The following is a 20,819-nucleotide window of genomic DNA, read 5'->3' on the forward strand; positions in this document are numbered from 1 at the left end:
CGCAAAAAGGTGATTCACTTTTTTTTCATGTGCTTGTGTGACAATGTACCTATATTAAAGAGGTGAATTATCCCCTCTTATGGATTGATAATAGAGACGACGATGAAATTACTCTTGGTGGAAGACCATAAAGACATTGCTGGGGTGATCTTTGATTATTTTGAAATCAAAGACTATGTCTTGGATTACGCAAATAATGGTTTGCAGGGCTACGAGTTAGCGAAAACCGAACAGTACGACGCTATTATTTTGGATATTATGCTGCCAAAAATGGATGGCTTAACCGTCTGTAAGTCTTTAAGAGAAGCGGGTGTTGATACGCCAATCTTGATGCTGACGGCGCGGGATACCAAAGAGGATATTTTGGCCGGCTTCGAACATCTTGCCGATGACTATTTGGTTAAGCCTTTTGATTTAGATATTTTGGATTCTCGCTTACAAGCCCTAGTTAGAAGACGAAAGGGCAGTGTAGCGAATCGCATTTTAAATTATGGTCATTTGTCCTTGGATATGAGTACACGGGTTTTGCAGCGGGAAGGCAGTCGTTATTCATTAAATCCTTCTCAATATACGATATTGAAATGCTTAATACAGCGAGCTCCAGATGTGGTGTCGAAGGAAGAAATTTGTGATGCCCTATGGGGCGATGACGAGCCCGATAGCAAGGTATTACGAAGCCATATTTATCAATTACGCAGCTTGATTGACCGTCCTTTTGAGCATGATTATTTAAGAACGATTTCTAAAGTGGGTTATCGCCTTGTCGCGGAGGGCGATGAATGAAGCAGATTAAAACGGCAAAGCAGTTAACCTTTACCTACTTTTCTATCGTGGCGTTTGCCATCATTGCTTTTCATTTTTCTATGTTCGGTTCCATGATAGAAGGGATTGAGCGTATTTATGCGGAAAACCGCATGATTAAGGATACGGCTACGGCGGTTAACTTGTTGGAGGGAAGCAGTATGGTACATGTTTTTATCCCGCCTTTTTCTGACGCTTATGTAGGTAAGGAAAGTATCCCTTCAGGTGTTGTTCTGCACGCGAATATGCTTTATGGAGAACCCTATGAACTAGATGATGCATCCGATACGAACTTGGAAATGTTTTCTATGCGCTCCAAGGTCACCATTAATGGCCAGCAGAAAGACCTGTATCTGATTCATTATGATGAAATATACGAATTGACTGAAGTGGAAATGTTTAAAACTCAAACGACTCAGTTGTTTTTATCCTTGTTGTTGTTAGCGGTGAGCTTATGGGTGGTGATGCGTATCTCTGATCGTCTGACAAAGCCTCTCTCTCAGTTATCAAGTAGTTTGGTTGGAAGAAGTCCCGATAATATTTCTGCTATTGAGTTACCAGAAGGCGCCACCACAAGGGAAATTCATCAGCTGGTTGAACGCTTTAATGGTTATCAAGATCAAATTCGATCTTTGATAGAGCGTGAGCGAGCTTTTAATCGTTATGCCAGTCATGAGCTGCGCACGCCTTTGATGGTGATGAAAGGCGCGATTACGCTGCTCGGAAAGTCTGACTCGAAAGGCTTTTTAGACAGACAGCGGCAACGAATGAATCAAGCTTGCCAAGAAATGGAAGACTATATCACTACGTTACTATCTTTAACCCAAGATGAAGATCTATCTATCGCAGCTAATCGTTCCGTTGAACAAAGTGAGCTAGAGCATATTCGACAAACTCACTTAGGCTACGTGACGAATAAATCAATTACTGTGGATCTGATCTGTGACGGTCAGGTTATTACCAAATTACCGGTTCCTACCTTGCATATATTGCTTGGCAATTTATTAAAAAATGCCTTGTCTTGTACGGATGAAGGCAGTGTTACTATTTTTGTATCTGATAATACCGTTAGCATTGTGGATACTGGTTGTGGGTTAAGCGGCAAACCGGGTGGTGAAAGCTATGGGCTGGGATTGATGATTGTTCGTGACATTTGCGCAAAATACAACTGTGAATTCTCCTTGTTAGATAACGACACGACAGGGTGTACTGCTAAAGTTATTTTCCCCGAATAGACTTTGAGACTCCTTATTTTGTTAAAGGTCATTTTATGGCCTTTTATGCATTTTTAATATGACCCTTTTGTATCGGTAAGCTCGATCAGTTAAATCCAATATCTGCATAAATTAAATCGCCTAAGTGGTGCTATGATGCCTCTATCTTTTAGATCATTTTATGGTGGAGAACCCCATGAGTACTGCTATTTTAAAACGTTTGTCACTGGATATGTTTTGGCCGACGTTTGATCCTTTTTTATTTTGTGCATTCCATGATGATAATTACCCTAAAGCCAATGTCAGTATGGGGCCGGCGGCTTCACTTGCGGGGCGTCCTCTCGGTCAGGATTTTTCTCGCATTGATAATTGGAGCATGTATCACGGTAAAACTATTCCCGGTTTTCCTGCGCATCCGCACCGTGGTTTTGAAACCGTCACCATTGTGAATAAAGGCTTGGTTGATCATGCGGATTCTATGGGGGCGTCTGGGCGATATGGTGAAGGGGATACTCAATGGATGACCGCAGGTGAAGGGGTTCAGCATTCAGAAATGTTTCCCTTGTTGAACGAAGAAGGTGGCAACCCGTTAGAGCTTTTTCAGATTTGGTTAAATCTTCCTAGCAAAAATAAAATGGTGCCGCCTCACTTTACTATGTTGTGGAATGAAGATACGCCCGTATTGAAGCAAGCCGATGGCAAGGGTCGAGAGGTGAGTATTAAGGTGGTTGCAGGCGCTTTAGAGGCTGTTTCTCCGGCCCCTTGCCCGCCTAATTCTTGGGCGGCAGACGCGAATAACCATGTGGCTATTTGGCTGATCGATTTACCCGAAAATGCGCAATGGACATTACCCGCTGGTAGTGAAAACTTGAGTCGTACTCTGTACTTTTTTGAAGGGGAGAGGGTTGAATTGGATGGCGCGAAAGCATCGGTTAACGAAGCTTTCATGTTAAAAAGCGATGCTTCAATTGTTATGCAAAACCTAGGTAAACCGGCTCGCTTTTTAGTATTGCAAGGTCGGCCTATTGGTGAGTCTGTTGAGCAGCATGGTCCGTTTGTGATGAATACACGAGCGGAACTCCAGCAAGCTTTTAGTGATTATCAACGCACTCAGTTTGGTGGCTGGCCTTGGCCTCGCCATGATCAGGTGCATGATAGATCAAAAGATCGTTTTGCTGAATACGCAGATCAGCAGAAAGGTTAAGTGTTATTGGTTGCTGGTGTCTTTTTCTGGGAAAATACCCAGTAGCGAGAAAATACATAGTTAATCCCCATACCCACCAAGATGCCGGGAATTATGGCAAGGTAAGGCCAGATCTGTGACAGAGTTGGGTTGGTGATGCTGGATTGCAATGACAGCAGAGCAAGGTAGCAAGCCCAGTTTGGAATGAAGGCGACCAAGGAGCCAGCTAAAAATTGTAGCCATTGCAATAGGGCGGCTTTTTTATGCTTTGTGTGTCTTGTTTCAATAAAGGTTATACGTCGATTCCACCACCAGTTGGAACTGGCCGCGATCCAGAAGGCGATACCTCGGGCGATGGTATGCGGCAACCATACAGAAAGCAGTAGCATACTGACAAGATCGACAAGAAAACCGACAACCCCGACAATGGCAAAACGCGTGAATGTATTACTAAAAAATCTGCTCATGGGAGAATTCTATGTTGCAGATAATCAAAAAAAGATGAAATCGAGTTTAATTTTTAGCATAAGGAAAGTTCAATGCCATACGTAAACATTCGCATTACCGATGAAGGTGTGACCAAAGAGCAAAAACAGACGCTTATTAAAGGAGCAACAGACTTATTGGTTGAGGTGCTAGGAAAGAATCCAGCCACGACTGTGGTGGTGATTGATGAGGTGAACACGGATAATTGGGGCATAGCGGGTAAACAGGTTACCGAATTACGTAAAAAATAAAGATCAATTTGGATTCCTGATAGGAATCTAAGAAATAAAATTTATTCCTTTTACAAATATTACCTCACACCGCATGCTTGCGCTGTATTGAGTTCATAGGGAAGCGTAAGTATGTGGGTCTTTATTACTCTGTTTGCTGCAGGGTGTCAGTCAATTAGAACGGCTTATCAAAACAGTTTGGCCCGAGAGAGTGGCTTTTTGCATGCGACCATGGCTCGTTCTCTCTATGGGCTGCCTTTGGTGAGTGTGTATTTACTGGCCTGTTATTTGACTTTTGGCTGGGTAACCTTTCCTAGTGATGGGGCATTTTGGCTGGCGGCCAGTGTGTGTGCGCTAGCGCAAATACTCGCGACTTATTTGATGTTGCGGGTGTTTCAATCCGGCAGCTTTGCCTTAGGTACCTTGTTAGCTAAGACCGAGGCAGTATTGGCTGCGTTAATCGGTTTACCCCTATTGCATTATACATTGAGCTTGATGGCTTGGTGGGGCATTGCCCTTGGTGTGTTAGGCGCCTTGGTGATGAGTATTCAGTGGCAGAATTTAAAACAAGCCCATAAAGATCTATCGCTGATTTTTGGCTTGGGCAGTGGTTTATGCTTTGCCATTACCTCGGTAACGGCTTCCATGGCGAGCCATGCTTTATCGGGCTCTATTATTACCAGCGCGGGTGTAACACTTTGGTATGTACTGGCGTTGCAATCTGTGATTCTGTGCGGCATGCAAATAGCCAAAAGCCGAGAGGTGCTGGCTCCTTTTCGCAATAATCTAAGACTAAGTTTAAAAGTCGGCGTATTAAGTTCGTTGGGTTCTATTGCGTGGTTTACCGGCTTTGCTTTGGTGAATCCTGCGTTGGTGAAAACCCTAGGGCAGATTGAAATTCTGGGCACCTTGTACTATTCGAAAGTACGCTTCGCGGAAAAGGTGAGTAAGCAGCAGTGGCTAGGTGGCACTATGATTATTGTCAGTGTGATTTTAGTGACAGTCGCGACCATTAAGTGAGGAAATGATGGAATCAAATAAAATAAACTATGTAGAACTACCTGCAAAGGATTTGGCAGTAAATAAAGCGTTTTTTCGTCAGGTATTTGGTTGGGGGTTTAAGGATTTCGGTTCAGAATATACCGCCTTTGAAAACGCCGGACTCGATGGCGGCTTTTTTCAGGCAGATTTTTGTTCTCGTCCACAGACTGGCGCGGCGTTAGTGGTGTTGTATTGTGAAGATTTGGAAGGGGCTTTAGAGAAGGTAAAAGTCGCTGGTGGCACGATTGAGCAGGAAATTTTTGAATTCCCCGGTGGCCGACGTTTTCACTTTTTAGATCCATGTGGTAATGAATGGGCCGTTTGGGGTGAGCTTAAATGACCCTGTTGTTTTGTATTTACGCATAATTATTATGCGGTAATAACCTTTTTCTGTTGCGATCGGTCAGCGTAGTTTGTAGAAAGTCGCTTTTAACATCATATCTTTCCTGCTTACCACATTTAGCATTATTTAATGCGCTTTTGTAAATCTGACAATGCTGCCGGAAGCATGGGGTGAGAACTTGTGCACTCATCATCTGACCTTGCTAGGAGACAGCATAGATTCAGGGCTTAGTAATAAATTTACTTGCTCCTCAGTTAGTAGGTTCTCTTCAATAATAAGGGCTTTTACTGTATTTCCTGTATGTAAGGCGGTATTAGCGATGCGAGATGCGTTTGAGTAACCAATATGAGGTACCAAGGCGGTAATGATGCCTATGCTATTCTCTACGTGATTTGCACAGATATCTTCGTTAGCTGTTATGCCTCGGATGCAGCGGTTTTCGAGCATTTGACAGGCTTCTTTAAGCATTTTTAATGAGTTAAGTAGGTTGTAAATAATCATGGGTTCCATGGCGTTTAGCTGTAATTGGCCTGCTTCAGCCGCTAAGGTGACAGCCAGGTCAGAAGCAATCACTTGATATGCTGTTTGGTTCATTGCTTCAGGGATAACGGGATTAACCTTGCCTGGCATAATGGAGGAGCCTGGCTGCATGGGTGGTAAGTTAATTTCACCTAAACCTGTACGAGGTCCGCTAGACAGCAAGCGTAAGTCATTGCTCATCTTGCTTAATTTGATTGCTAGACGTTTTAAAATACCGGAAAAAAACACAAAAGCCCCCATGTCGGAAGTTGCTTCCACAAGGTTACTGGCTGGCACTAATGGTTTTGTCGAAATGGTCGCTAGTTTCTCAACAACCATTTTCGCGTAACCCTCGGGCGTGTTGATGCCAGTACCAATTGCCGTACCGCCAAGGTTAACTTCGCACAATAAAGTGCAGGCTTCGCTAATACGGTCAATGTCTTCGCCTATAGTGACAGCAAAAGCATCGAATTCTTGTCCTAGTGTCATTGGTACGGCATCTTGAAGTTGTGTACGCCCCATTTTGACTATGTGAGCAAACTCTTTGCCTTTCTCTTCAAGGGTTTCTTTTAGGGATCTGAGGCTTGGTACAAAGCTATCTGCTGCGAACTGAATACTTAAACAAGCGGCAGTGGGGTAAGCATCATTAGTCGATTGCGAGCAGTTAACATCGTCATTGGGGTGTAAAGCTTTATAGTCACCTTTTTCATGACCGAGTTTATTGAGTGCAATATTGGCGATGACTTCGTTTGCATTCATGTTGGTAGATGTTCCTGCGCCTCCTTGAATAACATCGACGATAAATTGTTCATGATAATGACCTTGAATCAAGTCTTGGCAGGCAAACACAATGGCATCAGCTTTGCCTTTTGGGAGTAACTTGAGTTCTTGATTGGTGCGAGCAGCAGCCGCTTTTACCATAGCAAGTGCTCTTATAAGCTCAGGGAAATGTGAAATCGGCACACCAGAGATGGAAAAATTTTGTGCGGCTCGTAAGGTTTGGATACCGTACCAAGCGTCAGCAGGTACATTCATATTGCCAAGTAAATCGTATTCAGAGCGAGTGTTCATGGTGTTTTCCTGATGGCTTAATTTTGATTGTGGAGAAATGCCACTGAGGTGCCATTTGAACTGAAAAAAGAGAGGAAAGGGAGTTCGTAACGAGATGCCGTATGATGCTAGTTGTCGCTAATAAAGCATCAACTAGCATCAGGTGGTGAGTGTTTTGCTCTTAGTAATTGGTTACACTGGTGCGCATTATAGAAGTAACCAAATGAGCATAATAATGACCGAAGATTTCACCAATAATTTACGCTTGCTATGCAGTTATTATAAATCCGTGGCTGAAGTGTGTCGGCGATTAAATATGAATCGTGCTCAGTTTAATCGCTATCTCAATGGCACTACTGTGCCGACTCGAAATACTCAACGCCGCATCTGTGATTTTTTTGGCGTTGAACCCAGTGAAATTACGCTTTCTAGTAAGCAGTTTGCCAAACTTGTGCAGGCTCGTCCTATTTTATATCAGGAGGATGTGGCGACATCGCCAGAGCAACTTGCTTTTAATCAGCTTAATCGCGCTGGACAGCAGGGGGTGAGTAAATATTGCGGTGATTATTTTGAATATTATTTATCAATGGCTTGTCCGGGGAAAATATTGCGCACCTTGGTGAGTATCGAGTCACAGGGTGATAAAACCTATTATCGTCGCATTGAACGCCTTAATCCTTCTCGTACAAAAAAGCCTTTTCATGGGGTGTACTGTGGTGTGGTGCAGCTTTTGTCTGATCGCTTATTCATGATGGATTATGAAAGCATTACACATGTTGAGATGACACAAACTATCCTTTATCCCTCGTTTCGAAATCGAGTGGATCAACTAACAGGGCTTCGCTTAGGTGTTTCAGGTAGAGGAGAGCGAGCACCTTGTTGTGTGCGAGTAGTTTATGAGTATTTAGGAAAAAACATCCATAAAAAGCAGGCGATTGCCCAATGTGGTTTGTATGATTTTGATAGTACTGAGATTACTGAAGATATTCGCCAATCAATCGTGAATGATATGAAAGAAGATGATTGGCATTTTAGAGCGCGTTTTTAATTATTGCTGTGAGTTGTCTTGACTAGGTTTGTCATCAGAGTCTTCAACTTTAGTGTTGATTTCAGAAGAGGTTATGTTTTCTGCTTCCATTTTCGCGCGTTCGGCCTTAGAAATGTATTTTGGTTTTGCTTTTTTTGGATTTTCTTTTAAGTTTGCTTGCTTAGCGCGTTTGCTAACAATGGTTTTGATCTTTTTGCGGCGATTCATGTGTGTTCCTAAAGTAATTCATTTGTCTGATTTAGTCGTCCAAGAATGACATGCAAGGAACGAAAAAAAAGCCCTGATCGAAGATCAGGGCTTTTTCATGTTGGTACCAGTAGGCGGACTCGAACCGCCACGCCTTTCGGCAACGGATTTTGAATCCGTCGTGTCTACCAATTCCACCACACTGGCCTTGAAAAAGGTGAGGCGTATTCTAGGTGAATTTTGAAATAAGTCAACGGCCAGAGGTGCTCTTTTTTATCTTTTTGCTATGGGGTGTCTTGGAAGTACCTTTTTACGTGGATTTTCGATAAAATGCTGGGTCGTTTTTTCTAGGTAGTGTTCTGTCCATGCTCGTTTCCGATTATCACTTTAATTTACCTGATTCATTGATTGCAAATTACCCTACGCCGGATAGAACGGCCAGTCGATTGTTGCATCTTGATGGCCCCAGCGGCGATGTGGTGCATCGACAATTTCCTGATGTGTTGGATCTGGTTCAGCCTGGCGATTTGATGGTATTTAATAATACTCGTGTGATTCCTGCTCGTGTATTTGGTTTAAAAGAGTCGGGTGGCAAGGTTGAGGTATTGGTAGAGCGTGTGCTTGGCTCGAATGAAGCTCTAGCGCATATTCGTGCCAGTAAATCCCCTAAAGAAAACAGTAAGTTGATTTTGGGGCAGGACAAGGGCGAAAGTGTTGAAGCGACTATGTTGGGGCGTTCTGGTACTTTGTTCCATCTTGCTTTTGATGAGCCTGTGTTGGAAGTATTGGCGCGTGCTGGCCATATGCCATTACCGCCTTATATTGAACGCCCTGATGAAGAAAGTGATCAGGAACGCTATCAAACGGTTTATAACCAAAAGCCCGGTGCGGTTGCGGCCCCAACGGCGGGTTTGCATTTTGATGATGCGCTATTGGAAAGGTTAAAGGCAAAGGGAGTGGAAATCGCGTTTGTGACTTTGCATGTTGGGGCTGGCACATTTCAACCTATGAAGGTGGCGAATGTAAAAGACCATGTTATGCATGCGGAGTACATAGATGTTGATCAAGTTGTGGTTGATCAGGTGAAGGCGACGAAAGCCCGGGGTGGTCGTGTTATTGCGGTGGGGACAACCAGCGTTCGCAGTCTTGAATCGGCTAGCCAAGGTGGTGAGCTTGTGCCTATGCAGGGCGATACCAGTATTTTTATTTATCCCGGCTATGAATTTAAAACCGTTGATGCCTTGGTGACAAATTTTCATTTGCCCGAATCGACACTGATTATGTTGATCAGTGCCTTTGCTGGCTATGACCATGTTATGTCGGCTTATCAATTAGCGGTAGAGCAAAAATATCGATTTTTTAGTTATGGCGATGCCATGTTTATTACACGAAATTCGCAGGCTAAAGGCCCGCAGAGTGAGGAATAAGACGTATGTCAGATAAGCGTCCAGAATGTTTTATGGATTTTGACCTTCACACCACGTCAGGAAAGGCGCGTCGTGCAACGCTGACTTTTCCTCGTGGTAAGGTTGAAACGCCAGCCTTTATGCCTGTAGGTACTTATGGCTCTGTAAAAGGGATGTTGACTAAAGACATCGAAGAGATTGGTGCCGATATCATTTTGGGCAATACTTTTCACCTTTGGTTGCGTCCGGGGACGGAAGTGGTGAAAGCCCACGGCGACTTGCATGACTTTACCCAATGGAAAAAGCCGATCTTGACGGATTCGGGCGGCTTCCAAGTGTTTTCTTTAGGTGAAATGCGCAAAATTACCGAAGAGGGTGTCAGTTTTCGTTCTCCGATCAATGGCTCCAAAGTCTTTTTAAGCCCGGAAATTTCCATGCAGGTGCAAAAAGACCTTGGTTCTGATGTGGTGATGATTTTTGACGAATGCACGCCTTATCCTGCGACGCCGGAAGTGGCTGCAAAATCTATGCGTATGAGCCTTCGTTGGGCACAGCGTTCCAAGGACGAGCATGGCGATAGTCCTTCGGCTTTGTTTGGTATCATCCAAGGCAGTATGTATGAAAATCTACGTGATGAGTCTTTAGAGGGGCTTGTGGATATCGGTTTTGATGGCTATGCCATTGGTGGTTTATCTGTCGGTGAGCCTAAAGATGAGATGATGAAGGTGTTGGATTACACCACGCCAAAAATGCCAGAAGACAAACCACGCTATTTAATGGGGGTGGGTAAACCAGAAGATTTGGTTGAAGGCGTACGTCGTGGTGTTGATATGTTTGATTGTGTCATGCCAACACGCAATGCCCGTAACGGTCATTTGTTTACGTCGGATGGTGTGGTTCGGATACGTAATGCACAATATCGTCATGATACAGGGCCACTTGATAAAGAATGTGATTGCTACACTTGTAAAAACTTTTCTCGGTCTTATCTACATCATTTAGATAAGTGTCAAGAAATGGTGGGGGCGCAATTAAATACCATCCATAACTTACGTTATTACCAAACACTTATGGCGGGATTGCGTCTGGCGCTAGATGAAGGTAGATTTGACGCCTTTGTTGACGAGTTTTATGCAAAACGTGGCTTAGAAACGCCATCTTTGAGTGAATAATAAACAAAATATGCAGGCTCTTTTGATAAAAGGGTCGCAACAGTTTCATAAACCATTGGAGAGTTAACATATGATCGCATTGATCTCACCAGCGTACGCTGAAGGCGGCGCACCAGCAGATGCTGGTATTTTTAACCTAGTACTACTTGCTGGCTTCGTTGTTATTTTTTATTTTCTTATGTGGCGACCACAAGCAAAACGTGCAAAAGAGCATAAAAATTTGATTGCTTCTTTGGATAAAGGTACTGAAGTGGTAACAGGTGGTGGTGTATTGGGTAAAGTGACTAAGGTTGATGATAATTACATTGCACTTGAAGTGGCTGAAGGCGTTGAGATTAAAGTTCAAAAGTCTTCTGTTTCAGCTGTATTGCCTAAAGGAACGTTGAAGTCAATTTAACCTTCTTAGAAAAGCGCCTTTATTAGGCGCTTTTTCTTTTCTCGACCCATTAAATTTTTAGGTGTGACCATGCTTAACAAGTACCCCTTATGGAAGTATTTGCTAATTCTTTTTGTTTTGGCTTTGGGGCTACTCTATGCCTTTCCAAACCTTTATCCAGATGACCCTGCATTACAGGTATCGACACAAAAATCAACGGCTGTTGTCGATCAGCGGGCATTGAAAAAAGCAACCGATGCGCTTGTAAAGGCAAATATAGAATTCAAATCAGTAGAGGTGACTTCTGCTGGTGGTACCTTCCGCTTTAATAGTGGTGCGGACCAGTTGTCAGCTAAACCTGTTGTCGCAGCGGCATTGGGTGAGGATTATGTAACTGCTCTTAATCTTGTACCAACCACGCCAGAGTGGCTTTCGTCGCTTGGCGCTGGGCCTGCTAAGTTAGGTCTCGATCTTCGTGGAGGTGTTCATTTCTTGTTGGAAGTGGATACACCGGCGGCACTTAGGCAAAAGCTTGAAGTGGCGTCGAGTGAAATGAAAGCGGCACTGCGTAAGGATCGCATTCGTTACCGTAATGTTGATATTGACGATGGTGTACTTTCGATTCGCTTTTTACAGGAAGGTGATCTTTCTTCCGCAGAAGACTTATTGAAAGATGAGTTTGATCAGTACGTTTATCGAGACCGTCAAGAAGGCAGTGACTTTTATCTAGATGTGAGTTTTACCGACGCGGCGACAAAAGAGATTGAGTCTTATGCTCTACAACAGAACTTAACGACGCTTCGTAACCGAGTTAATGAGCTGGGTGTTGCTGAGCCCTTGGTGCAGCGTCAGGGTAGTAATCGCATTGTGGTTGAGTTGCCGGGTGTTCAAGATACCGCGGCAGCAAAACGTATTATTGGTGCGACGGCTAACCTTGAGTTTCACTTGGAAGCGGGTTTGGATGATAAGGCGTCTGATATTGAAACTCTGACTTTCCGAGATGGTAGTGGTCGTACAGCCCGATTAGAGCGAGACCTTATAATAACGGGTGACAGTGTTTCTGATGCCAGCTCTTCTTTTGATGAAAATGGTCGTCCGCAAGTAAACATCAGTCTGGACTCCAAAGGCGGCAAACAGATGAGTAAGGTTACTCGTTCAGCTGTTGGTCGTAATATGGGGGTGGTGTTTATCGAACATAAATCCCGCAGCCGTTTTGTTGAAAAAGATGGCAAGATGCAAGAGATTCGTAAGAGTTATAGTGAGAAGGGTATTATCTCTCTCGCGACCATTCAAACAACCTTGGGTAATTCTTTCCGTATCACTGGTTTAGATAGCCCTCGTGAGTCTTCGGAATTAGCTTTATTGCTTCGTGCTGGTGCTTTGGCTGCGCCTATCTACTTTGTGGAAGAGCGTACTATTGGACCAAGTTTAGGTGCTGAGAATATTAAGTTAGGTGTGAACTCTGCGCAGATTGGTATCTTAGTCGTGATGCTGTTTATGCTGGTTTATTACAAGGTGTTTGGTCTTTTTGCCAATATTTCGCTGATCTTGAATATTGTTCTCTTGATGGCTTGTATGTCCATGTTGTCGGCAACATTAACCTTGCCGGGTATCGCTGGGATTGTATTAACCATGGGGATGTCGGTGGATGCTAATGTGCTTATATTCTCACGAATAAAAGAAGAGCTCGCCAGTGGGGTGCCAAATCAGCAGGCGATTCACTCTGGTTTTAATCGTGCTTTTACGACCATCTTTGATGCCAATATTACGACTTTGCTAGTGGCTGTGATTCTGTTTGCCGTAGGTACTGGGCCGGTTAAAGGGTTTGCTGTGACATTATCCCTCGGTATTATCATTTCCATGTTTACCGCCATTATGGTGACTCGTGCGCAAGTGAATCTTGTGTATGGTGGTCGTAAAAACAAGAAACTATATATTTAGGAGAGCGCCATGAAAGTGACAAATATTCCATTTATGGCGATGCGTAAAGTCGTTGCTTTGTTTTCGTTTGTGCTGGTTCTAATTTCAATTGGTTCCATGGCGACTAAGGGTTTGCAGTTTGGCTTGGACTTTACGGGTGGTACCTTGGTTGAGGTAGCTTACCAAGAAGCACCTAAGTTAGACGATATTCGTAATTTGTTAGCGATGAATGGTTATGAAGATGTTGTTGTGCAGAACTTTGGTTCACCCACGGATGTGGTGGTTCGTATGGCAAATGCCTATACGCCCACGTTAGGTGATGAGGTGCTAGTCACTCTGCAGAATAAAGGGGATATTGCGGTTTCACTACAGCGCTCGGAGTTTGTTGGTGCGCAAGTAGGGGAAGAGTTACGTGAACAGGGCGGCCTAGGCATGTTACTTGCCTTAGTGATTGTCATGATCTACGTCGCTGTACGTTTCCAATTTAAGTTCTCTGTGGCTTCCGTAGTGGCTTTGATCCATGACGTGATTATCACTTTAGGCTTTTTCTCTCTCTTTGAGATTGAGTTTGACTTAACTGTATTGGCGGCGGTGCTAGCAGTGGTGGGGTATTCATTGAATGACACCATCGTGGTCTGTGACCGTATTCGAGAGAACTTTCGAATCATGCGCGATACCGAGTCTTATGACTTGGTTAATGAGTCGATTAATCAAACCCTTGGCCGTACTTTGATTACCTCTTTGACAACCTTGTTTGTTCTTGTGGTGTTGTTTATTGCGGGTGGAGAAGCGATTCATAACTTCTCTTTGGCGTTATTGGTAGGGATTGTCATAGGGACTTATTCTTCTGTTTTTGTTGCAGCGAACTTGTTGCTTGCTATGAATGTGAAGAAAGAAGATCTGATGCCACCGCCTAAAGAAGAGTTCGAAGACGAATTGCCTTAGTTTATGCTTCGTTGTTTTAGCTGGCTTTTTGTTTCAGAAAATAAAAAGTTTTAGAAAGTAAAAAAGCCTGCATTGTGCAGGCTTTTTTATGTCTTTTGGGAGGTGATTAGTCTTTAGGGTTAACTTGACCGAAGTTCATACCCATTTGGGTTGGCGTTTCGGCTTCTAGTGATTCTTCCCAGGTTACGGCGTCTTTACCGAATAATACGATGGCGGTGGAGCCTAGCTTGAAGCGCCCCATTTCTTCTCCTTTTTTGATTTTTACCTTGTTGAGTTCTTTGTAGTCCCAGGTAACGACATTCTTGTTGAATGGTGTGACCTGTCCAGCCCAAACGGTTTCAATGCTGGCGACTATCATGGCGCCAACAAGGATGACAGCCATTGGGCCAGCTTCTGTGTCAAACAGACAAACAGTGCGTTCGTTACGGGCAAATACGTTGGGGATTTGCTCGGCGGTGACTTTGTTGACTGAAAACAGTTTGCCTGGCACATGGATCATTTTGGTTAGCTTGCCTGTTAACGGCATATGTACGCGGTGATAGTCTTTTGGCGAAAGGTAAACTGTCGCAAAAGAACCGCCAAGGAATTGGTCTGATAAGGAAGCATCTCCACCTAGCAAGCCAGTTAGGCTGTAGTGGTGGCCTTTAGCTTGCAGTAGTGTGCCGTGCTCAATTTTGCCTAGTTGGCTGATGGCACCATCGGCTGGACAGGCAATGCTGTTGGCTTCTGAGCAGATAGGGCGTAACTCTGGACGAATAGCCCTGGTAAAAAAATCATTAAAATTGCGGTATGAAAGTGGGTCACTGTTAACCGCTTCAGACATGTCTACCTGATATTTTTTGACAAATTGTCCAATAAAGGTGTCTTTGACCCAGCTATTTTCAGACTCGGCAATTTTGCCTATGGCTCTGGATAGTGTTTTTTGTGGTGTGAGGTGTTGCGCAAGGGCGAAAAGTTGATCTTTTATCACTTTTTTATCCTGATGTTGGTGGTTTTTCAGATGGTGTGGCTAATTAAAGCGACTATCTGTTTTAGGTCTTTATAATTTTTTTCATCAAATTTATTCGATGTTTCTAGCCAAAATATAATAACTTCTGTGGACGAAATAGGCGCAGAAGCTAGCATTAATTCGCTATTGTTGTTTATTAGTTGGTCTGCAGTATGGGGTAAATCTTTTAATAAATTTTTAAGCTTTGCGCCTGATAAATGGGTCGCGGATCTTTTCTTTGAAAGCTTTTCGAAAACTTTCGAAGGGGTATTCCATTGGGTCTTTTTGAGTTTTTCTGTGTCATAACCAAATTGAAATAATGGGGATACTTTATTATTTGAGTGTTTTAATACAATAGTCCGTTTAGCGTTTTTTATAGACTGTTTGATCGCTTTTAATGCTAGGTTGGCTTTTTCTTTTGCCCCAAGTTGGCTTTGACTCACTTGTTTTTTAAGCGTCAAGATAGGTGCGTTTGTGGTTCTAGCTACTGCTATTGTGGTTTTTTTATTTAGGTATAAGTTAGGGTCGAGTAGCTGGTTGGCAAGCGGGGCTTTACCGCCATTGTTATAAAGTCTAGCTGCTTCAGTGGAGGCTAGATGTACTGAATGAATAATCTTGCTGTGGTAGCAATGAATGACAGTGGCAAGAATACGATAGAAAAAAGGTAAGTTTTTAGATTCCCAGCCATTATTTGTGGCTTCGTGCGCTATTTTATTTGCGCAATAGGAAAAAATAAGCGGGCTATTAGCCAATATTGTCAGCCTTTTATCCTCAATAAAGCCTGGTAGTTCTTCTTGGTGGTGGGCAAGGTGAGCTAGGGCTTGTAGCTCTTGGCTATTAGGGATGTGCTTGGTGAGGAATGATTCGATAATCGGTGCTGGTGTACCCCAGTGATTACACATGTGTACGGTAATTTCATCAAGGCGGCATCCCAGTATGTCCATTTCCGCTTTGTTGGCTGATTGCCCCTGTTTAATTTTCTTATCTAGTTCTTCCATGACTGGGTAGGCGTGAAACCATAGTAACCAGCGTGTTGTATCTCTGAATAGGGTGATCCAAAAAATATCATCTTCATGACTGCTGAGTTTTTCTATGGAGAGGTGTCTGGCTATAGTGGCTGCTTCATAGCTGGTTTGAACTTGTTTCAAAAAAGCAGCTAAATGAGCTGGTCTTTTCCCCGTTAATTTGTAAGTGGTTAATTTTACAAAAAGGTTTTCAATGCCATTCATTCCTACCATGGATGCTGCATGGAAAGGGGTTTTTATCTCACTGTTCTTATTTGGTACTACCCGGTTAGCTTCATTCAAAATGACAAAAGCAAGCAATGGTTCAGAAGCAATGCTTGACTGCATTTTATCTAATGTGTCTTCTGTTCTTTTAATTTGGGTTTGCAGGCGAGATAGGTTATCCGCCTTTACTGGGAATTTTTTGTTTTTGAGAAAATCTAGCCATTCATTTAGGCCTAATGGTGATTTGTCTTTCATAGCTGGTTACATTAAAAGCCCGGTTGTTTATGGATTTTAGTTGATAGGGTTGTTTATTGTTAACTATATTTATCATACTGTATATTGAGTTATGAAGCATACTTTGTCTGTATTAAGGAAATAAATATGTTCGCATTAGCCGGTGTGCTAGTCGTTATTGTCAGTGTTCTGGTTGGTTATTTAGCATCGCATGGTAATTTGCTTGCTTTGTGGCAGCCTTTTGAAGTAGTGATTATTTGTGGATCGGCTTTGGGGGCTTTTATGGTCGCTAACCCCCTTAGTTTACAGAAAAAAGTGCTTTCCATGCTGCCGCAGGTGTTAACCGGAAGTCGTCATAATAAAGCTTATTATAGTCAGCTGTTGGCGTTGCTTTATTGTCTTTTGCAAAAAAGTCGTCAAAAAGGCTTTTTGGCGGTAGAAGAAGATGTAGAGTCACCCATGACCAGTGAATTATTTAATCGTTTTCCTGATGTGGTACGGGATCCAGATGTGGTTAATTTCTTAACTGATAATTACCGTATTTTTACTTTGACGGGTCTTCCTGCTTATGAACTTGATGCCATTATGGACAGTGAAATAGAGCAAATTGAAGAAGAGTTAATGGCACCGGGGCATGCTCTTAACCGGGTGGCAGAAGGCTTGCCAGGTTTTGGTATTGTTGCTGCTGTGTTGGGGATTGTTATTACCATGGGGTCCATTGCAGGGCCAATCGAAGAAGTGGGTGCCCATGTGGCAGCGGCTTTAGTTGGGACTTTTTTGGGAATCTTTTTAGGGTATGGTTTTTTTGGCCCTGCTGCTGCCCATTTAGAATCGTTAGGTGCCCATGAATTGAAAGCTTATTTATGTGTAAAAGCCTGTTTGAGTGCCATTGTTTCTGGTTATGCGCCCCCTGTTGCGGTAGAAACCGGTCGTAAACTCCTCCCCCATGAAATGCGACCTAGCTTTGTTGAATTGGCTAGTGATCTTAAACAATACCGTTAGCATAGAATTATGCCAAATGAAGGGGAGTGCTAAATGGCTTTAGGATCTAATAGTTTAGTTATTAGGCGCATAAAGAAAGTCAAGAAAGGTGGCAAGCATGGTGGTGCTTGGAAAATTGCCTTAGCAGATTTTGCTTTGGCAATGATGGCGCTTTTTATGGTGTTGTGGATATTGAGTGTTGCTTCTCCAGAGCAACGGGCCAGTATCGAAGGTTATTTTAACGATCCTCTTGGCCAATCTACGGCGGGGTTTAGTGCGAGTCCGATTGATTTAGGAGGTAGTCCTGCAAAAACGACTCAACAGAGAATTGACCTTCAGCAACCTGAAGAGGGCAGCGCGGATAGGCGTGAGAAAAAACAAACGACGGATGCAGAGTCTAAATCAGATGAAGAAATCAAAGAGATTAATGAGGCTGTTCAGGAAGAGCTGAAGAAAATGAATTTGGTGGTTTCTCAGCAGGAAAACCTGCGCATTGAGATTACGCCACAAGGGGTACGCATTACCTTATTGGAGGAGCCTGATAAGCCTATGTTTGAGCGTGGTAGTGCTCGTATGCTGCCTGATGTTGAAAATATGTTACTGAGCTTAGCGCCTGTTTTTACAGGTGTTAATAATCCTATTTCCATTACTGGGCATACGGATTCTACAGTATTTAATAATGTGAATAGATTGGATAATTGGGATTTGTCCGCTATGAGGGCGAATGCAGCACGCCGTATTGTCGAAGAGGGCGGTGTTCAACGGAATCGAGTAGCGCAGGTGATCGGTTTAGCGGACACTATTCCTTATAATCGCTTCGATCTTGATAGCCCTGAGAATAGGCGAATCAGTATTACTTTATTAACCGATGAGGCTTATAAAGCAATACTGGATCGGAATCGTCTTAACTTTGGTAGCCCAGTAGAGCAAGCTGATCTTGATTTAGAGCCGAATCAGATTTTTTAAAAGGCTTGGTTTTCTCTGATGGATTGTTTGATTCTTAAGAAGCTTTGGAAGCGTTGTTGGGTGATGTTACCTTTTTTTAAAGCTTCAAGAATGGCGCACCCGGGTTCTTTTTCATGAACGCAGTCTCTAAAGCGGCAATAACCAATATGTGGGCGAAATTCGATAAAGCCGTTTAGTAATTCATCTTCTGAAATATGCCACAAACCAAATTCACGTATTCCGGGTGAGTCGATTAGGTCGCCACCCTTGGGCATGTGAAATAAGCGCGCCGCTGTGGTTGTGTGTACGCCTTTCTTTCTTTTCTGAGACAGTTCGCCAACATTGATATCAATATCGGGCAACAAGGTACCGATTAGAGAAGATTTCCCCACTCCGGACTGGCCAACAAAAACGCTCGTTTTATCTTCTAAGAAATTATAGAGAGAGTTCATGCCTTCCTTGTGCTTGATGGAAGTACGAATGATTTTATAGTTTAAATCCTCGTAGGTTTTCAGTAAGGCGTCTAATTCAGGTTTATTGTCATCATTAATTAAATCGGTTTTGTTTAGTAATATGACAGGTGGAATGCCAACAGTTTCGGCAGCCACGAGGTAGCGGTCAATAAGGTTAGCATGAGCAACAGGTTCTGCTGCAATAACCACAACAATATGGTCTATGTTGGCGGCGACAGGCTTGATTCTGCCATGCATATCTGGACGTGATAGAACCGTGTGCCTTGGTGTAGTCGCTACGACAATACCACCTTCGTTTTGTTTTGGACGCCAGATCACCTTGTCGCCGGTAACAAGTTGACCTAGGTTTGCACGTAGATTACAGCGAGTGGCAACGCCAATATAGGGTTCCTGAGTGCCTTCTACTTCTACTTGTGTGCCGAAGTGAGAAAGAATAATGCCTTGAGTTTCAGGGCCAAGGTCTGACGACTGCAGTAGGTCTTCGGCTTTTTCTGCGCGTTTTTTTGTGCGTTCTACGCGTTCTTGTTGAATTCTTTCGATTCGCCAAGTTTGTTGTTTAGTAAGTTTTCGCTTCGACATTAGGTTCGACTGGCCATATAGTAAGGCGCATAGAGTATAATGCTTAGCATTGATAATAAAGGATTTGGAAGCATATGAGCTTTAGTAAAGAAAATTTAGTGTGGATTGACCTAGAAATGACGGGGTTAGACCCTGAGAAAGAAACTATTATTGAAATTGCGACCGTGGTAACGGATAAGTATTTAAATATTTTGGCAAAAGGGCCAAATTTGGTGGTTCATCAAGAGAGGTCAGTGATGGACGCAATGGATGAGTGGTGTACTCAGCACCATGGTGATTCAGGTTTGACAGCTAGGGTGTTGGCTTCGACTATTAGTATGGCGCAAGCTGAAGAGGAAACCATTAAGTTTCTTGCTGATTATGTGCCGGCAGGCGCTTCGCCAATATGTGGCAATAGTGTTGGACAAGACCGTCGTTTTTTATACCGCTATATGCCTAAGTTGGAAGCGTTTTTTCATTATCGTTATATCGATGTGAGTACGATTAAAGAATTGGCAAGACGTTGGAAACCTGAGGCGTTAGAGGGCTTTAGCAAATCTGGTGCTCACTTGGCGCTGGATGATATTTTAGAGTCGATTGGTGAGTTGCAGCATTACCGCCGTACTATGTTTGGTTTGGTGGATGCACCTTAGGGTTTATTAAACGAACTATGTTACTTAAATGGGCTTTGCTTAGGCAGAGGCCCATTCTCGTTTGAGCTTGCTTATATTATTCCAAATAGACCATCCCAAATGAGCTTTAATCCAGTGAGGAATAAAAAGCCATACATGCATTTGAAGAAGGCTTCGTTTGAGAGGCGATAATGCAGCCAAGCTCCGAGCTGAACGCCAAGATAAGCGACAGGTATAAAGTAGAGTGATAATAGAATATTGCTGGTATTGAAGAGTCCTAGCATGCTGTAAGGAATGATTTTTACGTAGTTAATGGCGGTGAAAATAACGGCTGCGGTTGCGACGTATTGAGTTTTATCTAAATTTGTTCTGAGTAAATGTACGCTTATTGGTGGGCCACCAGCATGGGCGATAAAGCTAGTGAAACCTGCAAGGCAGCACCATAGCTTTCCGGTTAATGTGCTGAGTGGTTTTATCGCTTTTGGTTTATTGTTTTTTGGCCAAGAGTTAATAGCAAACCCTACTGCGATAATACCCACTAATATTTTAAGTAGCTCAGCAGAAAACCATGTTGCGGTGAGTCCACCTATGATAACGCCTATTATGGCGGCTGGAATGCATTTTATAAGTTGCTCTTTGTTCCATTTTTGCCAGAACTTTTGCACGGTGAAAATGTCCATTACGCAAAGAATGGGCAGCATAATGGCCGCAGCAACAGCGGGTGATGTTTGTAGTGAGACAAGCGGCACAGCGATTATGCCAAAGGCACCAGAAAAGCCGCCTTTGGAAATGCCTGTAATAAGTACGGCAGCGGTGATTAGAAAAATGAGTAGCCAATCCATGAGGGAACCTTTTGATT

General features: G+C 43.3%; 22 protein-coding genes and 1 tRNA gene. 15 read left to right on the forward strand and 8 right to left on the reverse strand.

The window, feature by feature from the left end; all coding sequences use genetic code 11:
- The first annotated feature begins 102 nt into the window (after window positions 1-102).
- The 3 genes from I8J31_RS07440 to I8J31_RS07450 all read left to right on the forward strand — a co-directional run bounded on the left by I8J31_RS07440 (window position 103) and on the right by I8J31_RS07450 (window position 3,219).
- Window positions 103-783 (forward strand): response regulator transcription factor, encoded by a 681-nt coding sequence (locus I8J31_RS07440; RefSeq protein WP_199467664.1) that lies wholly within the window; start codon window positions 103-105, stop codon window positions 781-783.
- Complete coding sequence (locus I8J31_RS07445; RefSeq protein WP_199467665.1) at window positions 780-2,036, forward strand: sensor histidine kinase; 1,257 nt, start codon at window positions 780-782, stop codon at window positions 2,034-2,036. Before I8J31_RS07440 ends, I8J31_RS07445 begins: the two co-directional genes overlap by 4 nt.
- 175 nt (window positions 2,037-2,211) lie before the next feature.
- The gene (locus I8J31_RS07450) at window positions 2,212-3,219 is read left to right on the forward strand and encodes a pirin family protein (protein WP_199467666.1); all 1,008 of its coding nucleotides are present in this window, start codon (window positions 2,212-2,214) and stop codon (window positions 3,217-3,219) included.
- Here I8J31_RS07450 and I8J31_RS07455 read toward each other — a convergent pair.
- Window positions 3,216-3,665, reverse strand: a complete 450-nt coding sequence (locus tag I8J31_RS07455) for a GtrA family protein (protein WP_199467667.1) — start codon at window positions 3,663-3,665, stop codon at window positions 3,216-3,218. The genes I8J31_RS07450 and I8J31_RS07455 overlap by 4 nt on opposite strands.
- 72 nt (window positions 3,666-3,737) lie before the next feature.
- Between I8J31_RS07455 and I8J31_RS07460 the strand changes: the two genes are divergently transcribed.
- The 3 genes from I8J31_RS07460 (at window position 3,738) to I8J31_RS07470 (ending at window position 5,295) form a co-directional block, all read left to right on the forward strand.
- Window positions 3,738-3,935 (forward strand): 2-hydroxymuconate tautomerase family protein, encoded by a 198-nt coding sequence (locus tag I8J31_RS07460; protein ID WP_199467668.1) that lies wholly within the window; start codon window positions 3,738-3,740, stop codon window positions 3,933-3,935.
- Between the two features lie 111 nt (window positions 3,936-4,046).
- The gene (locus tag I8J31_RS07465) at window positions 4,047-4,934 is read left to right on the forward strand and encodes an EamA family transporter (protein WP_199467669.1); all 888 of its coding nucleotides are present in this window, start codon (window positions 4,047-4,049) and stop codon (window positions 4,932-4,934) included.
- Between the two features lie 7 nt (window positions 4,935-4,941).
- Window positions 4,942-5,295 carry a VOC family protein gene (locus tag I8J31_RS07470; RefSeq protein ID WP_199467766.1) on the forward strand — a complete coding sequence of 118 codons (354 nt, stop codon included), beginning with the start codon at window positions 4,942-4,944 and terminating at the stop codon, window positions 5,293-5,295.
- 192 nt (window positions 5,296-5,487) lie between these two features.
- Here the strand turns inward: I8J31_RS07470 and I8J31_RS07475 are convergent, their stop codons facing one another.
- The gene (locus I8J31_RS07475; RefSeq protein ID WP_199467670.1) at window positions 5,488-6,888 is read right to left on the reverse strand and encodes an aspartate ammonia-lyase; all 1,401 of its coding nucleotides are present in this window, start codon (window positions 6,886-6,888) and stop codon (window positions 5,488-5,490) included.
- Between the two features lie 202 nt (window positions 6,889-7,090).
- Here I8J31_RS07475 and I8J31_RS07480 point away from each other — a divergent pair, with 202 nt between their 5' ends.
- On the forward strand, window positions 7,091-7,915 hold the full coding sequence (locus I8J31_RS07480; RefSeq protein ID WP_325101178.1) for a helix-turn-helix domain-containing protein: 825 nt from the start codon (window positions 7,091-7,093) through the stop codon (window positions 7,913-7,915).
- Here the strand turns inward: I8J31_RS07480 and I8J31_RS07485 are convergent, their stop codons facing one another.
- Both I8J31_RS07485 and I8J31_RS07490 read right to left on the reverse strand, forming a co-directional pair.
- Window positions 7,916-8,122: a DUF2986 domain-containing protein gene (locus I8J31_RS07485; RefSeq protein ID WP_199467671.1), complete on the reverse strand. Its 207-nt coding sequence runs from the start codon at window positions 8,120-8,122 to the stop codon at window positions 7,916-7,918. It abuts the gene before it with no gap.
- Window positions 8,123-8,223: 101 nt separating this feature from the next.
- Window positions 8,224-8,308, reverse strand: a tRNA-Leu gene (locus tag I8J31_RS07490).
- Window positions 8,309-8,466: 158 nt separating this feature from the next.
- Here I8J31_RS07490 and queA point away from each other — a divergent pair.
- The 5 genes from queA to secF all read left to right on the forward strand — a co-directional run bounded on the left by queA (window position 8,467) and on the right by secF (window position 13,920).
- Window positions 8,467-9,528, forward strand: coding sequence for a tRNA preQ1(34) S-adenosylmethionine ribosyltransferase-isomerase QueA (gene queA / locus I8J31_RS07495; RefSeq protein WP_199467672.1), 1,062 nt, complete (start codon window positions 8,467-8,469; stop codon window positions 9,526-9,528).
- Window positions 9,529-9,560: 32 nt separating this feature from the next.
- Complete coding sequence (gene tgt / locus I8J31_RS07500) at window positions 9,561-10,679, forward strand: tRNA guanosine(34) transglycosylase Tgt (protein WP_199467768.1); 1,119 nt, start codon at window positions 9,561-9,563, stop codon at window positions 10,677-10,679.
- A gap of 70 nt (window positions 10,680-10,749) precedes the next feature.
- On the forward strand, window positions 10,750-11,076 hold the full coding sequence (yajC, locus tag I8J31_RS07505; protein WP_199467673.1) for a preprotein translocase subunit YajC: 327 nt from the start codon (window positions 10,750-10,752) through the stop codon (window positions 11,074-11,076).
- Between the two features lie 69 nt (window positions 11,077-11,145).
- Window positions 11,146-12,996, forward strand: coding sequence for a protein translocase subunit SecD (secD, locus tag I8J31_RS07510; protein ID WP_199467674.1), 1,851 nt, complete (start codon window positions 11,146-11,148; stop codon window positions 12,994-12,996).
- A gap of 9 nt (window positions 12,997-13,005) precedes the next feature.
- The gene (secF, locus tag I8J31_RS07515) at window positions 13,006-13,920 is read left to right on the forward strand and encodes a protein translocase subunit SecF (RefSeq protein WP_199467675.1); all 915 of its coding nucleotides are present in this window, start codon (window positions 13,006-13,008) and stop codon (window positions 13,918-13,920) included.
- Window positions 13,921-14,026: 106 nt separating this feature from the next.
- On the opposite strand, the gene asd is transcribed toward secF, so the two are convergent.
- Window positions 14,027-14,890, reverse strand: a complete 864-nt coding sequence (gene asd, locus I8J31_RS07520) for an archaetidylserine decarboxylase (protein ID WP_199467676.1) — start codon at window positions 14,888-14,890, stop codon at window positions 14,027-14,029.
- 26 nt (window positions 14,891-14,916) lie between these two features.
- Entirely contained in the window at window positions 14,917-16,392 is a 1,476-nt protein-coding gene (locus I8J31_RS07525; RefSeq protein WP_199467677.1) for an HDOD domain-containing protein, read from the reverse strand.
- 126 nt (window positions 16,393-16,518) lie between these two features.
- On the opposite strand from I8J31_RS07525, the gene motA reads away from it, so the two are divergent.
- Together motA and I8J31_RS07535 are read left to right on the forward strand one after the other, a co-directional pair.
- Complete coding sequence (gene motA, locus I8J31_RS07530; RefSeq protein ID WP_199467678.1) at window positions 16,519-17,373, forward strand: flagellar motor stator protein MotA; 855 nt, start codon at window positions 16,519-16,521, stop codon at window positions 17,371-17,373.
- Window positions 17,374-17,406: 33 nt separating this feature from the next.
- Window positions 17,407-18,318, forward strand: a complete 912-nt coding sequence (locus tag I8J31_RS07535; protein ID WP_199467679.1) for a flagellar motor protein MotB — start codon at window positions 17,407-17,409, stop codon at window positions 18,316-18,318.
- Here I8J31_RS07535 and rsgA read toward each other — a convergent pair.
- Window positions 18,315-19,349 (reverse strand): small ribosomal subunit biogenesis GTPase RsgA, encoded by a 1,035-nt coding sequence (gene rsgA, locus I8J31_RS07540; protein ID WP_199467680.1) that lies wholly within the window; start codon window positions 19,347-19,349, stop codon window positions 18,315-18,317. The two genes, I8J31_RS07535 and rsgA, sit on opposite strands and share 4 nt — an antisense overlap.
- Before the next feature lie 74 nt (window positions 19,350-19,423).
- Here rsgA and orn point away from each other — a divergent pair, with 74 nt between their 5' ends.
- Entirely contained in the window at window positions 19,424-19,981 is a 558-nt protein-coding gene (gene orn / locus I8J31_RS07545; protein ID WP_199467681.1) for an oligoribonuclease, read from the forward strand.
- Between the two features lie 71 nt (window positions 19,982-20,052).
- Here the strand turns inward: orn and I8J31_RS07550 are convergent, their stop codons facing one another.
- The gene (locus I8J31_RS07550) at window positions 20,053-20,802 is read right to left on the reverse strand and encodes a sulfite exporter TauE/SafE family protein (RefSeq protein WP_199467682.1); all 750 of its coding nucleotides are present in this window, start codon (window positions 20,800-20,802) and stop codon (window positions 20,053-20,055) included.
- Between the last annotated feature and the right edge of the window lie 17 nt (window positions 20,803-20,819).

It is taken from the genome of Marinomonas transparens, assembly GCF_016463975.1.
GTDB classification, from domain to species: Bacteria; Pseudomonadota; Gammaproteobacteria; order Pseudomonadales; family Marinomonadaceae; genus Marinomonas; species Marinomonas transparens.

Excerpts from the sequence above, each read along its gene's own strand:
- I8J31_RS07440 (WP_199467664.1), top strand. The coding sequence starts at position 103 with ATGAAATTACTCTTGGTGGAAGACCATAAAGACATTGCTGGGGTGATC.
- I8J31_RS07445 (WP_199467665.1), top strand. The coding sequence starts at position 780 with ATGAAGCAGATTAAAACGGCAAAGCAGTTAACCTTTACCTACTTTTCT.
- I8J31_RS07450 (WP_199467666.1), top strand. The coding sequence starts at position 2,212 with ATGAGTACTGCTATTTTAAAACGTTTGTCACTGGATATGTTTTGGCCG.
- I8J31_RS07455 (WP_199467667.1), bottom strand. The coding sequence starts at position 3,665 with ATGAGCAGATTTTTTAGTAATACATTCACGCGTTTTGCCATTGTCGGG.
- I8J31_RS07460 (WP_199467668.1), top strand. The coding sequence starts at position 3,738 with ATGCCATACGTAAACATTCGCATTACCGATGAAGGTGTGACCAAAGAG.
- I8J31_RS07465 (WP_199467669.1), top strand. The coding sequence starts at position 4,047 with ATGTGGGTCTTTATTACTCTGTTTGCTGCAGGGTGTCAGTCAATTAGA.
- I8J31_RS07470 (WP_199467766.1), top strand. The coding sequence starts at position 4,942 with ATGGAATCAAATAAAATAAACTATGTAGAACTACCTGCAAAGGATTTG.
- I8J31_RS07475 (WP_199467670.1), bottom strand. The coding sequence starts at position 6,888 with ATGAACACTCGCTCTGAATACGATTTACTTGGCAATATGAATGTACCT.
- I8J31_RS07480 (WP_325101178.1), top strand. The coding sequence starts at position 7,091 with ATGAGCATAATAATGACCGAAGATTTCACCAATAATTTACGCTTGCTA.
- I8J31_RS07485 (WP_199467671.1), bottom strand. The coding sequence starts at position 8,122 with ATGAATCGCCGCAAAAAGATCAAAACCATTGTTAGCAAACGCGCTAAG.
- queA (WP_199467672.1), top strand. The coding sequence starts at position 8,467 with ATGCTCGTTTCCGATTATCACTTTAATTTACCTGATTCATTGATTGCA.
- tgt (WP_199467768.1), top strand. The coding sequence starts at position 9,561 with ATGGATTTTGACCTTCACACCACGTCAGGAAAGGCGCGTCGTGCAACG.
- yajC (WP_199467673.1), top strand. The coding sequence starts at position 10,750 with ATGATCGCATTGATCTCACCAGCGTACGCTGAAGGCGGCGCACCAGCA.
- secD (WP_199467674.1), top strand. The coding sequence starts at position 11,146 with ATGCTTAACAAGTACCCCTTATGGAAGTATTTGCTAATTCTTTTTGTT.
- secF (WP_199467675.1), top strand. The coding sequence starts at position 13,006 with ATGAAAGTGACAAATATTCCATTTATGGCGATGCGTAAAGTCGTTGCT.
- I8J31_RS07525 (WP_199467677.1), bottom strand. The coding sequence starts at position 16,392 with ATGAAAGACAAATCACCATTAGGCCTAAATGAATGGCTAGATTTTCTC.
- motA (WP_199467678.1), top strand. The coding sequence starts at position 16,519 with ATGTTCGCATTAGCCGGTGTGCTAGTCGTTATTGTCAGTGTTCTGGTT.
- I8J31_RS07535 (WP_199467679.1), top strand. The coding sequence starts at position 17,407 with ATGGCTTTAGGATCTAATAGTTTAGTTATTAGGCGCATAAAGAAAGTC.
- rsgA (WP_199467680.1), bottom strand. The coding sequence starts at position 19,349 with ATGTCGAAGCGAAAACTTACTAAACAACAAACTTGGCGAATCGAAAGA.
- orn (WP_199467681.1), top strand. The coding sequence starts at position 19,424 with ATGAGCTTTAGTAAAGAAAATTTAGTGTGGATTGACCTAGAAATGACG.
- I8J31_RS07550 (WP_199467682.1), bottom strand. The coding sequence starts at position 20,802 with ATGGATTGGCTACTCATTTTTCTAATCACCGCTGCCGTACTTATTACA.